The organism is Acinetobacter sp. YH16053, from assembly GCF_013417035.1.
GTDB classification, from domain to species: domain Bacteria; phylum Pseudomonadota; class Gammaproteobacteria; order Pseudomonadales; family Moraxellaceae; genus Acinetobacter; species Acinetobacter towneri.
The window spans coordinates 129,796-141,476 of record NZ_VPEP01000002.1; the positions used below are offsets into that span (position 1 = coordinate 129,796).

Below are 11,681 nucleotides of genomic sequence, written 5' to 3' on the forward strand. Positions count from 1 at the left end.
TCAAACCTGAACAGATACATCTGAAATTCAGCTGAATATCTATTTAATATTTGCTGATCAATTCATCCAATACCGCTTGATAGTGAATCGCAATATCTTCAGCTAGAATTTTATAGACATTGTCGAATTGCACCATCGGCCAGCCCTCTTTCCAGAAAGGAAAAATGTTGTGCAAATCATGCGTCACCACAGCATCTTCACGCACAATCGCTTGTGCAACCTGAGCCAATACTTGTGCAGTTTCTGTGCCATCAATGGCTAAATAATCAATCCCACGTGCTTTTAAAATACGCACACGGTCTTTTTTATAACGAATTTTTTTCATTTGCGCTTCATTTAACTGCAAAGCCAAACTCACCGCTTCTACAAATTTGCTTTCAAATGATTGATTCAGTGCCACCAACGCTGCTTTATGCGCTTCCTGACGACCTGCTTTCCCACCATTACGGATAATTTCTTTTGCCTCTGTGTCTAGCTCATCACTTTTCATAGACTGCAAAATGTCGAGTATTTCGATATCACTTAATGATTCAGGAGATTGGTCAATCATGTACTGCCCTTGGACAAAAATAGCAAAACGCTATTTTCGCACAATTTAGCTAAAAGCTCGACACATTCCGAAGCAATTGTTCACACAAGGCAGTGCTGCACCTATTACAGTGCAGCAGTTTAAAATTGATCTTTCAGCTTTGATCATCCTTGTTTATTTTAAATTTCTTATTGTTCCCTTAGTTTTTCTCCTGAATTTTACCGTCTATTTAAAACCCGTTATTTCAAATGAATAATCCAATAAATAACAGGTTTAACTTTTCAACTCACTTGTACTTTTTAGTAAAAAATAATTAACAGGTTGCTCTTTACACTTAATACAAGTTTTCGCGTTTATCATGATCGAGGCGGTCAATATAGCGCTCTAAATGTAGCATCGCATGATACATTTTATTTAAGTTCCGAACATTGATTTGCTGACGAACAATATTTTTGTGTAACCGTTTTAATGCACGTAGACTGTGTTTTGGCGTATATGCAGATAAAATTTTCATAAGCCTGCTCTCTCTATCAAATTATTTTACATGAACCGTTTTGTTATCTTGAGAATGAATTCAATGAATATAAAGATAAGCTCTATTATTGACAGGGTGTGTCCTACACTTCCTTAATATTTGACTATTTGGAAAAATTTTATTGTGTTAAATTGTAGTTTAAAGGAATATTTATGTAATTATGATTAAAATAATTGCTAAAACTGATTCAAAAAATCTTTGTTAAAATCCTCTATAAAGTACACATAAAAAACTGACACTCGGTCAGTTTTTTTATGTACGTTGATTTTAAATTTGAGTCTTTAAATCACTTCGACCACTACTTTGCCCACATGCTCGCCTGTATCCATTTCGGCATGCGCTTGCTGAATTTGATCAAACTGAAAGGTTTTATAAATCATAGGCAGACATTCACCTTTGGCTAACAATGGCCAAACTATCTCTTGCAAACCTTTGGTAATTTCAGCTTTTTCTGCAGTATTGCGGGCGCGCATGGTCGAACCCGTAATGGTAAGACGCTTCATCATAATTTGACCAAGTTTTACTTCTTTGGCTTTTGCACCACCTAAGAATGCGATATACACCAAGCGACCATCACGACGTAATAAGTTTAAATTACGTTCCAAATACGGCGCACCAACAATATCTAAAATGATATCGACCCCGGCATTGTCTGTCGCTGCATTAATCACTTGTTCAAAATCTTGTGTCTTGTAATTAATCGCTGTGGTGAGGTGTGAAATTGCCTGTACTTTTTCATCTGAGCCTACAGTTGCAAAGGTTTTTAAACCTAAGGCATTGCACAGCATTAAAGCAGTTGTACCAATACCACTGGTTCCACCATGAATCAGCGCCGTTTCACCTGCTTTGGCTTTACCCATTTGGAATACATTGGCCCACACAGTAAAAAATGTTTCAGGTATCGCAGCGGCTTGTACAAAACTGACACCTGTTGGAATTGTCAAAGTCTGGCTTTCTGGTACAACACAATATTCTGCATAACCACCACCATTGGTTAAGCCACACACTGCATCACCAACTTTAAATTGGCTAACATCTGCACCCACAGCAACTACTTCACCTGCTACTTCTAAACCTGGCACTGGCGTCACGCCTTTAGGCATAGGATACAGACCCTGACGCTGTAAAATATCAGGACGATTCAAACCAAAAGCATGTACTTTGACCAAAACCTCATTGGCTTGTGGCTCAGGTATTGCAACCGTTTCATAGGCTAATTTTTCTGGGCCACCTGGTTCTGTAATAATAATCTGCTGCATTGTGTTTTGTGTCATGGCAAATCCCTGATTGTTTGATGCTGATATGAATTCTGACTATTTGAACATAAAACAGCAAAGCATTAAAACCCAGATTAACTTAGGTATAATTCTCATGCCGTGGTGTTTCATGCGTGATTAAATTTTTATTTATGATTAAAGAGTATGTGATGTCAGAAATTGTGGAATACAACGAAAATAATTACCGTGAGTTTGAATATGAAACAGGCGTTGCGGTGATTCGTTTTTATGCGACGTGGTGTACGCCTTGTGTTCAAAATGCACCATTTTTTGAGCAGCTTGCCCAACTTTTTGATGCTTCGGTAAAGTTTGGCAAAGTGAATGTCGATCAATCTCCAATTTTAACTTTGCGTTATCAAGTCTTTGGTTTACCGACCACTCTGATTTTTAAAGATGGGCAAATTGTTGAACGACTGTCGGGCAATGTTTCTGTCGTACAACTTCAACAAAAAATTCAGAGCTATCTTTAAGCCATGTAGAGTAGCGTCAACATATTAAGTTTGAATTACTACCTGATCGCGTCCTGCATGTTTGGCTTGATACAAATGCGCATCTGCAGCTTTCATAAAATCATCCACGTGCGTATACGCTTGTGCGCGAGTCATCCACGCTACACCGATACTTAAAGTCACATATTGTTTATGGTCTTCTCGTGCTACATGCTCAAAAGCTGCATCACGCACAGCCTGCAAGACCTTTTGCATGAGTGGTGCAATCGCAGGTTGCGGAATATCGTGCAGTAAAATGGCAAATTCTTCACCCCCATAACGTGCCACAAACGCATTTTTAGGCAAAATATCTTGTAAAACTTTAACTAGGTTTTGCAGAATTTGATCGCCTTTTAAGTGCCCATAATGATCATTGTATTTTTTAAAATAATCGACATCGAGCATCGCAAAGACCAAAATATGTCGCTTATTTTGCAAGGTTTCAAAATACAAACGCTGAATTTCTTCATTTAATGCACGGCGATTATATGCCCCTGTTAATGCATCGGTTTTAATCTGTATTTCCAGTTTTTCATTCAAAAGACTGAGTTGTTCAGTGCGTTCCTGCACTTTTAAATCTAACGAGCTGTTTAAATGAATCAGTTTTTGGTTCAAGCGTTCAATGCGCAAGTTATGGTAGGCATAATTTCGTGCCTGCTGAAACATGATAAGCAATGCATAAACACTGGTCGAAATAAAAGATAAATGAATGGAATTGACCAGATTCAGCATTAATAAAAAATCATGAATAAATGTGCCACATAGAATAATTACTGCCCAAAAATTAATTTTGGAATAATCCTCTCCTGAACGCAGGGTTTGATAAAATCCATAAGCAAAATTTGCCAAAATCAAAACAAAGAAAAATGAACTATAAAATGCCAATTGCTGAAAAATAGTGGGTTCTGCCCACAGCGTCACCCCAATATTAAAGCTCAATAACAGCATTGCCGCGCTATATACCCAACGATGCAAATAGCGCGAACTGAGCAAAAACATATAACTCAGGAAAAATAAAATCGCTAAAAAACTAAATAAATATTCGAGTCTTATTCCCCAAGACCAACTTAAATTCAGGAAAGTGGTATAGGCATAGGGTGCAGAAAATAAATTGTGTAATGCCAGAAAAACAATAAAAATGCCGAAAATAAAAATACGCTTGGTCTTTCCACCATTTGCAAGACTAAATGCCGAAAACATCAAGGTAAACAAACCAATACCAAGTACTGCCCCACAAATCATGGCAATACTCATCATCAAACGCTGATACTGTTGATTGATGGTGCGACTTAAACCAATTTTCATTGGATTTTTTAAACCACCTTGCAAGCTCTGAAAGCTAGACGCTTGAATGGTCAGGGTAAAATATTCACTTTCAGGAACAAAATATGCAATTCGTGGGGCATTTTCGGTTTGGTGACTACTCGCATCTGCACCGACTGTGCCAACACGCACCAGTGGATCGCCATTTAAAAATACCCGATAGGCGCCATATTGGTTGGGAATCCAAATCGCAATACGTCTGCCTAGAAATTCTTTTGGAATTTGAAAGTGCCCAATAAAAGTGCCGTAAGTATTGGCATTGCCCATTAAATCTTCAAATGAAGCAGGCAATTCAACGGTATTCGATGCCAGTACCGCACTGGGTTCTTGAATCAATTGTTGCGGATAAAACAACCATCGCCCAGTCAAAATACTCGATTGATCTTCAGTAAATTGAACAGAATTGAGCAGTTGTTGATGTAGATAGTAAGATTCAGGTGCAGACTCATACTGCGCCAACACACGCGGTGGTGTGAGTACACTGCACAGTAAAATTAAGAAGAGTAATGCACACTTGTGCCACATCCGAGTGAAATTCAAAAATGCAAAAGTCCTATTGTGCTTGTTTTTTAATCTAATCGTTCTTGCACTAAATTTGAAGTAAAAAATTAAGTCATTTATGCTAGACCTTACTGGCATCGGATGAATGACTTAAATTCTAGCGGTTTGGCTAAGTTGAAAGGTGTTTATTGATCGCGTGTTTTCACATCATACAATTCAATTTCAAAAATCAAATTAGAATTAGCAGGAATGATATTGCCCATTTTGCGCTCACCATAAGCCAAATGCGCAGGTACGATCAGTTTGCGTTTACCACCCACTTTCATCCCCATGATGCCTTGATCCCAGCCTTTAATGACACGACCTGTACCAATCACGGTTTCAAAATAGTTACCACGGTCTAAGGATGAATCAAACTTGGTGCCATCTTCCAACCAGCCTGTGTAATGCGTAGTAATTAAAGCGCCTTTAACCGCTTCTTTCCCCTCACCCACCACCAAATCAATAATTTCTAATTCTGCACTCATGTTCATCTCCAAATATTTACACTTCGATGTTTAAGATAATTTCCAGCTCGTGCAAGTGTTATTGCAACTGTGTCCACTCAATCTGAGCCTGTGCCTGATCGCCAATCAATGTCCATTCGCCATCCATTACATTCAACTGCAATTGCATGGTACGTTCGCATAAAGCTTGAACGGCTTCGGTACTCGCTGGCGATAGTTGCCACACTTCAACATTATTTAAAGTTTTGATTTTACTGTTACGTTTGTACCATTCATCTACCGATGAACCATAAGCAATAATCGCAACTTGCTTACAACGCGAACTGGCTTTTTTGACTTTGTCTTCATCTGGGCAACCGACTTCAATCCACTTAATTAACTGCCCTGTTAAGTCTTTTTCCCACAAAGCAGGCTCATCGGTTTCAAATAAATCTTTGGTAAATTCCAAAGCTTCATCTGCATAACGTGCGAATGCCAAAATACGCACCATCAATCGCTCAATAGTTTCAGAAGGATGCAATGCCATGGTGAGCTGATAGTCACCGTATTGATGCACATCCATATTGGCAATGTTCAAATCTGCCTTATAAATTGTCGCTTTCAGCGCCATTGTCTATTCCTAAAACTATGTTTAAATTTGCCACTAAGCATAATGGATTTTCTGTGATTTTGCTGTATCGTTTGCCCGATAACGTATAGATTTCAGTCTAGAACCGCAGCAGCATCGACCCGATACGCCAATAGTTCAGCCTCAAATTTTTCCCAATCACGCTCGCTTTGATAAATAATTTCCAACCGATTGTCTATGCCTTCATCGGTAGATTGATAATTAAATTGCTGCGGATTGAAGTTGAAACTTTTCCAACCCTGATTGGTATAAAAAATTCCTTTAATACGCAGCCAATCTTGCTGTTCACAGAGTAAATCTAATAAGGGATAAAAGTCGAATTGCCAACGTTTAGGCAATTTCCAACCTGCGACTGCATATCCTTGTGCAGTTTCGACATAGTGATATGGCAATTGTTTGATTTCTGCAGACTCTTGCAGATTTGTAGAGCTGACCTTCTGTTGCAATTTTAGCAACGGCTGAATTTTACGCTGTGTACCGACATACGGTATATCCATTTCGGTCAAAGCCAGATGACCCTGTTCTGCTTTCAACCATTTTTGCGCGTAGGCTTGATATTCCTGTTGTAGTTGTATGAGGGTTTGCTCATCTGCCGCCTGCATTTGGTCTGCATGTGACACCACAATAATTTGTGCAGCTTTGAGCTGATCGGCATACAGGTTTTGCTGCGTCCACGCCTGATCATGCAAACGCGAACCATCTACTACCGTCACCAAGGCGCGCATCGATAAATGCGTATGCCAATGTGGTTCGGTCAGTTGTTCCAAGAGTTGCGCAGGATGCCCCAAACCTGTCGGCTCGATGAATAAACGGTCAGGCTTCGCTTCGGACAATAAACGCGACAAAGTAATTTGCATAGGCAATTGGCTGCTACAACATAAGCAACCGCCCAATAATTCTTTGACTTGATAACCCTGTTGCTGAGGTAAGAGTTGTTGATCGACCCCGATTTGTCCAAATTCATTCATCAGCACCGCCCAAACTTCATGTTCTGGTTTTTGGCTGAGTAACTGTTTCAATAAGGTGGTTTTTCCTGCACCGAGAAAACCAGAAATAATATGCGTCGGGACTGCTTTTTGTGGTGCAATTAATTTCAAAATAAGCTCACTTTATTGAATTTCAAACAACTCAAGCATGCTAAGCAAGTTTAGCGATTAGTTCAATCTGAATCTAAACACACTGAAATTTATTCATTTCAGCACATCTATCACCATCATGATTTGAAAAATTCGCTTACATTTATTACGTGATGATCTGCAACTTATTTGGGGAAATACACGAGTTTTAGCCGCTTGATGTTATGTTTTATTGCCAACCACGCAATTTTATTGCGGAAAACACAGCCATTTTGATTGGATTTGACTTCATATTTAAAACAAAAATTACCAAACTACGACCTATTCATCATCATTGTGCGGTTCAAGTAACCGTCATTGTTTTGCTTTGTTGCAAGCATTGATCCCATAGCTTTGGCTCTTTAGCATGAGTTCCTGTTCAGCCCGTTCAAATCAGGTGATGACTGACTTGAACACTTTAGCCGCAATAAGTTTTTTTACTTAATGCTTGTGCTGAGCACTCCCTACTACTCATGAAAAACTTTAAATAAGGATGCCAAACCATGAAATTGACACAAATTTTACTCGCTTCAACTTTTGCTTTTGCCACTGCAACTACTTTTGCTGCAAAGGCTGAATCGACAGCAACAGAACAGGAAAAAGTAGTTGTTTCAACGCAGGAAACTGTGGCTGAACCAGCTTCAGAACAAGCTGCTGCACAACCTGCATCTGAAGCAAGCACTGAAACCCCTGCTGCATCGACGCAACAGCCTTAAAACTTAGATACATTTAAAAATGTAAATCGAATACAAAAACTGAGTTTTCCGCCACTCTCTCGGTTTACTCAGTTTTTGTTTATCTACAAAGCCAATCAATATTGCCTTGGACAAAATTAAAAAATAGGCACAAAAAACCTGTCTACAATTGCAAACAGGTTTTCAGCTAAATTTGATGAAAATTTAGTTTTGTTCAGTTTTCTTATAAATGCTGCAAGATGGATGATGATTTTCTTGCAAACGTGCTACTTTACGCTGCTCTGCTGCTTCAAAACGGCAACGCTTCCAGTCATTGTCTAATTTCAACGCAGGGATTTGTTTTGGTTTACCATTTTCATCGACAGCAACCATAGTGAAGTAACAGCTGTTGGTATGGCGCACTGTACGCTTTTGAATATTTTGTGCTTCTACACGAATCCCAATTTCCATTGAAGTACGACCGACATGGTTCACACTAGCAAGGAAAGTCACCAATTCACCCACATGAATCGGCTCTTTAAAGTTCACTTTATCAACCGAAAGGGTCACCACATAACTACCCGAATAGCGGCTTGCACATGCATACGCCACTTGGTCTAATAGTTTTAAAATTGTTCCACCATGTACATTCCCTGAGAAATTTGCCATGTCGGGTGTCATTAACACGGTCATGGTTAATTCTGACTGGTCATCTAACACTGGGGCAATTTGATCTAATGGTGACATTGCGTTCTCTAGACTCTTTTAAAGACAGTAAGATATGAGCCTATTATTATATCGTGTTTATAAAAGTTTGAATGTTCATTTCGGCAACAAGTGCATCATTATTATTTATATTGTTTATGATAACATTTATTTAAAATTATAAGACTAAAGACTAAGACTCCCAAGCTGTTATTTTTTAATCCATTTCTGATTTTTTAGAATATTTGTTCAAATTGAATATTACGTGAATCCCCCTGATTCAAGTGTTCAAAAAACAATCTAAAATCTTTTATTCAATGGATTATTCAAGCAAATTTCGGCGAATTTACACAAAAAAAGTTCAATTTCCCCGTAAATTTTCAAACTTCGCTGCGACATTTAAGCCAAGCGCAGCATTTCCTGCGACACATTGCTATAAGTCAAAGTTTGTTCAGTACTCAGTGCAGCTTCAATCACATAAGAACCATCTGGATTAATCATCGTCACTGTAAAAATAACTTGCTCCATAGTAGCAAGTTTCACCTGCTGTCCAATTTCAAAGCCGTGCATGAAGTATCCCCTCGATTTTTTATAAAGTTTTAAAGTCCTGAAGCACAAAAGTTAGGCCGTCTTGGAAGCATGTTCAATTGGTAAACTGCTTAAAAAACTAATTCAGTAAATGCTGCATAGAATAAATGGAAACAGTGCGAAAGAACACGCTAAAAAATTGATTTTAAGTCTAAATACCTCATCTCAGTATTTAGATATCTTTAGGGTATCTTTATTTTTAAACTATAATATCAAATACTTACAAAGAATAAATCTAAGCAATCTAACATTAAAGTTATTTTTATCAAGCACCTAATTAGACTTAAGTTAAATCTGTTGATTTCATTGAATTGACCTAAATGAAGGATCTGGACAGCTATTTAAACTGTCCATAAAGCCCAAAAGTATTACTCACTTTATAGTCTACAATTCTATGCCCATGCGCATAATGATGCTGTTGATAGACCTGATCAATTTTATTTAATTGCGCTGCGGTTGCTTCTGCACCTGCCAGCATAGTCGCTTCGCGCCCTTTTACATCAAAAATATGGGCTTTTTCACGTAAATCGGGTTGAATGACCACATCTGCCAGTTTCAATTCTTCATTGGCCAAATGCTTTTGCATAATATTAATATTTTGGTTAAACAATCCCCACACATTACTGGTTTCAGTATGAATAGGCTGCGCCAAAATATTCACGGCAATCACAATATCTGCCCCTAAATCGCGTGCAACCTTGACAGGTACAGGGCTCACTAAACCACCATCGACATATTCATGTTCTGCAATTTTAGTAGGTACAAACATACTTGGGATAGACACTGACGCACGCACCGCTTGACCCGTATTGCCATAATTAAATACAACTTTTTTGCCTTCTTTTAATTCAGTCGCCACCACGTACATCGGGATTTTAAATTGCTCCAAACGGAGTTGATCGACTTGTGCATTGACATAATTTTCAACTTTTTTACCATCAAAAAAGCCTTTTAAATCTAAAGTCACATCCCGCACATCATTGGCTTTCATATTCATGGCAATTTCACGTAATTGCTGTGCATTTTTACCACTGGCATAAATTGAACCGACAATGCTGCCTGCGCTGCTGCCCACAATAAAATCAGGATGAATACCGTACTGCTCAAGTACTTCAATCACCCCAATATGTGCATAACCACGTGCGCCACCACTGCCCAAAACCAAGGCGACAACTGGACCTTTTTTTTGTTGTTTTAACTGACGAAAATCAATTTGATTCAGGCGTGACTCTGCTTCAACCACGGGCTGCGACTCACGCAAAGTTTGAGTCGAAAATTGCTGCTGTGATGGCACCACCTGACATCCCACCATCAGTAATGCTGTAAGAGATACATACCCAATTTTCATAATGACCTTCTTGAATCCATAGGTTTCAGTCGATATTTCACCATCAATCGTGTCAAGGTTGATCAGCCTACTTGATACAGCAACCCTCTTAACGTCAACAGTTATGCTCTCTGTTTTTACCTTGCATGAGCGCCCATAGTCTATCTATTATTTTAACCGATCCTTGTAGTAATTCGTTAAACTGTCACGTCTAGCGACTACAGTGGCGCACAATTTGAATCTATCTAACATAATATGCAACCACCTTCTTATTCCTTATTATTCTGGATTTTTCTGCAATTAGGCTGTCTGTCTTTTGGCGGGCCTGCAGCGCATTTGGTATTTTTCCATCAGCGTTTTGTGCATCAACTCAAATGGCTAGATGAATCCCAGTATTCACAAATTGTCGCACTTGCACAACTCTTACCTGGCCCAACTAGTAGTCAGGTGGGTTTAGCGATTGGTTATTTGCAAAAAGGCTATTGGGGTGCAGTCCTAGCGTGGTTGGGTTTTACCATGCCTTCCGCATTGTTTATGGCATTGGTTGCAGTTTTGGGACATCAATATTTAGATGTACTGTCGTCAAATAGCTTTCACAGTATTCAACTGATCGTATTGGCCGTGGTGGCTTGGGCATTTTGGCAAATGTTGCGTAGTTTTTGTAAAACGGTTTGGCAATATGCCTTAATGTTTGCTTCTGCCCTATTTATTTATCTGATGCCCTTGAGCTTCAATCAAGTTTTAGTGATTCTGATTGCAGCTTGTTTTGGCATTTGGATGGCGAAACGCGCAGCATCGACTGCTGCACCATCATCCACCAATACACGGGCGACAGATACGCATTTTACTGCGGCACATTTACTCAAACATCGTCGTTATGCTGTATTTTGGGCGGTACTATTTGTTGCACCCTTTATTGTGCTGTCAGGTCTAAACTGGCTACAACCTCATTTACTCTATGCAGCTAATTTAAGTTTCTATCAAGCCGCATCTTTGGTCTTTGGCGGTGGGCATGTCATTTTGCCTTTATTGCATCAAGATTTTGTTAGCACAGGCTTAGTCAGTGCAGAACAGTTCGATTTGGGTTATGCCATGGCGCAATTGGTACCTGGTCCACTGTTCAGCTTTGCAACATATTTGGGCAGTTTGATTCCAATGACAGAATCTATGCTGCTGAATGCGACTTTAGCCACGTTGGCGATTTTTATACCATCTTTCTTTTTGGTATTTGCCACCTTGCCTTATTGGTCTTGGTTGATGCAGCAAGCCTATATTCGTCATGCGGTTACAGGGATTAATGCAGCGGTAGTCGGTTTGCTGCTGTATATGGTGCTCGAAATGGCACAGCGTCATATTTTGAGTATTGCTGATCTGCTGTTTATTGTTTTGGTGATTGGATTATTAAAATCCAAACTACCTGTTTGGCTCAGTCTAATTAATAGTTTCCTGGTCTATACAGCATTCTTGCATTTCATGGCTTAAATG

The 11,681-nt window shown here is 39.1% G+C and carries 13 protein-coding genes; 3 read left to right on the forward strand and 10 right to left on the reverse strand.

The features are described from left to right. Positions 1–43: 43 nt before the first annotated feature. The 3 genes from FTV43_RS02365 to FTV43_RS02375 all read right to left on the reverse strand — a co-directional run bounded on the left by FTV43_RS02365 (position 44) and on the right by FTV43_RS02375 (position 2,338). Positions 44–550 (reverse strand): hypothetical protein, encoded by a 507-nt coding sequence (locus tag FTV43_RS02365; protein ID WP_004977287.1) that lies wholly within the window; start codon positions 548–550, stop codon positions 44–46. A gap of 313 nt (positions 551–863) precedes the next feature. Next, complete coding sequence (locus tag FTV43_RS02370; protein ID WP_096901477.1) at positions 864–1,043, reverse strand: hypothetical protein; 180 nt, start codon at positions 1,041–1,043, stop codon at positions 864–866. A gap of 302 nt (positions 1,044–1,345) precedes the next feature. Continuing rightward, on the reverse strand, positions 1,346–2,338 hold the full coding sequence (locus tag FTV43_RS02375; protein ID WP_096901476.1) for an NAD(P)H-quinone oxidoreductase: 993 nt from the start codon (positions 2,336–2,338) through the stop codon (positions 1,346–1,348). Positions 2,339–2,490: 152 nt separating this feature from the next. Between FTV43_RS02375 and FTV43_RS02380 the strand changes: the two genes are divergently transcribed. After that, positions 2,491–2,811: a co-chaperone YbbN gene (locus tag FTV43_RS02380; RefSeq protein WP_004977299.1), complete on the forward strand. Its 321-nt coding sequence runs from the start codon at positions 2,491–2,493 to the stop codon at positions 2,809–2,811. A gap of 24 nt (positions 2,812–2,835) precedes the next feature. Here FTV43_RS02380 and FTV43_RS02385 read toward each other — a convergent pair whose 3' ends face one another. From FTV43_RS02385 to FTV43_RS02400, 4 genes are all read right to left on the reverse strand, one after another. After that, positions 2,836–4,677: a GGDEF domain-containing protein gene (locus tag FTV43_RS02385; RefSeq protein WP_257224087.1), complete on the reverse strand. Its 1,842-nt coding sequence runs from the start codon at positions 4,675–4,677 to the stop codon at positions 2,836–2,838. A gap of 161 nt (positions 4,678–4,838) precedes the next feature. Next, complete coding sequence (locus FTV43_RS02390) at positions 4,839–5,180, reverse strand: FKBP-type peptidyl-prolyl cis-trans isomerase (RefSeq protein WP_004977304.1); 342 nt, start codon at positions 5,178–5,180, stop codon at positions 4,839–4,841. A gap of 58 nt (positions 5,181–5,238) precedes the next feature. Further along, positions 5,239–5,769, reverse strand: coding sequence for a YaeQ family protein (locus FTV43_RS02395; protein ID WP_004977306.1), 531 nt, complete (start codon positions 5,767–5,769; stop codon positions 5,239–5,241). A gap of 92 nt (positions 5,770–5,861) precedes the next feature. Further along, positions 5,862–6,884 (reverse strand): GTP-binding protein, encoded by a 1,023-nt coding sequence (locus FTV43_RS02400; RefSeq protein WP_179994783.1) that lies wholly within the window; start codon positions 6,882–6,884, stop codon positions 5,862–5,864. Between the two features lie 521 nt (positions 6,885–7,405). Here FTV43_RS02400 and FTV43_RS02405 point away from each other — a divergent pair. Next, positions 7,406–7,618 carry a hypothetical protein gene (locus tag FTV43_RS02405; RefSeq protein WP_004977309.1) on the forward strand — a complete coding sequence of 71 codons (213 nt, stop codon included), beginning with the start codon at positions 7,406–7,408 and terminating at the stop codon, positions 7,616–7,618. Between the two features lie 183 nt (positions 7,619–7,801). Here the strand turns inward: FTV43_RS02405 and FTV43_RS02410 are convergent, their stop codons facing one another. The 3 genes from FTV43_RS02410 to FTV43_RS02420 all read right to left on the reverse strand — a co-directional run bounded on the left by FTV43_RS02410 (position 7,802) and on the right by FTV43_RS02420 (position 10,181). Further along, positions 7,802–8,323, reverse strand: a complete 522-nt coding sequence (locus tag FTV43_RS02410; RefSeq protein WP_004977311.1) for an acyl-CoA thioesterase — start codon at positions 8,321–8,323, stop codon at positions 7,802–7,804. Between the two features lie 357 nt (positions 8,324–8,680). After that, complete coding sequence (locus tag FTV43_RS02415; protein ID WP_165492551.1) at positions 8,681–8,851, reverse strand: hypothetical protein; 171 nt, start codon at positions 8,849–8,851, stop codon at positions 8,681–8,683. Positions 8,852–9,206: 355 nt separating this feature from the next. Then, positions 9,207–10,181 carry a patatin-like phospholipase family protein gene (locus FTV43_RS02420; RefSeq protein ID WP_179994871.1) on the reverse strand — a complete coding sequence of 325 codons (975 nt, stop codon included), beginning with the start codon at positions 10,179–10,181 and terminating at the stop codon, positions 9,207–9,209. A 270-nt stretch (positions 10,182–10,451) separates the two neighbouring features. Between FTV43_RS02420 and chrA the strand changes: the two genes are divergently transcribed. Then, complete coding sequence (gene chrA / locus FTV43_RS02425) at positions 10,452–11,678, forward strand: chromate efflux transporter (protein ID WP_179994784.1); 1,227 nt, start codon at positions 10,452–10,454, stop codon at positions 11,676–11,678. The last annotated feature ends 3 nt before the right edge of the window (positions 11,679–11,681 follow it).

What these genes read in the sequence shown, in the direction of transcription:
- FTV43_RS02365 (WP_004977287.1), bottom strand. Translation starts at nt 550, where the DNA reads ATGATTGACCAATCTCCTGAATCATTAAGTGATATCGAAATACTCGAC.
- FTV43_RS02370 (WP_096901477.1), bottom strand. Translation starts at nt 1,043, where the DNA reads ATGAAAATTTTATCTGCATATACGCCAAAACACAGTCTACGTGCATTA.
- FTV43_RS02375 (WP_096901476.1), bottom strand. Translation starts at nt 2,338, where the DNA reads ATGACACAAAACACAATGCAGCAGATTATTATTACAGAACCAGGTGGC.
- FTV43_RS02380 (WP_004977299.1), top strand. Translation starts at nt 2,491, where the DNA reads ATGTCAGAAATTGTGGAATACAACGAAAATAATTACCGTGAGTTTGAA.
- FTV43_RS02385 (WP_257224087.1), bottom strand. Translation starts at nt 4,677, where the DNA reads ATGTGGCACAAGTGTGCATTACTCTTCTTAATTTTACTGTGCAGTGTA.
- FTV43_RS02390 (WP_004977304.1), bottom strand. Translation starts at nt 5,180, where the DNA reads ATGAGTGCAGAATTAGAAATTATTGATTTGGTGGTGGGTGAGGGGAAA.
- FTV43_RS02395 (WP_004977306.1), bottom strand. Translation starts at nt 5,769, where the DNA reads ATGGCGCTGAAAGCGACAATTTATAAGGCAGATTTGAACATTGCCAAT.
- FTV43_RS02405 (WP_004977309.1), top strand. Translation starts at nt 7,406, where the DNA reads ATGAAATTGACACAAATTTTACTCGCTTCAACTTTTGCTTTTGCCACT.
- FTV43_RS02410 (WP_004977311.1), bottom strand. Translation starts at nt 8,323, where the DNA reads ATGTCACCATTAGATCAAATTGCCCCAGTGTTAGATGACCAGTCAGAA.
- FTV43_RS02415 (WP_165492551.1), bottom strand. Translation starts at nt 8,851, where the DNA reads ATGCACGGCTTTGAAATTGGACAGCAGGTGAAACTTGCTACTATGGAG.
- FTV43_RS02420 (WP_179994871.1), bottom strand. Translation starts at nt 10,181, where the DNA reads ATGGTGGGATGTCAGGTGGTGCCATCACAGCAGCAATTTTCGACTCAA.
- chrA (WP_179994784.1), top strand. Translation starts at nt 10,452, where the DNA reads ATGCAACCACCTTCTTATTCCTTATTATTCTGGATTTTTCTGCAATTA.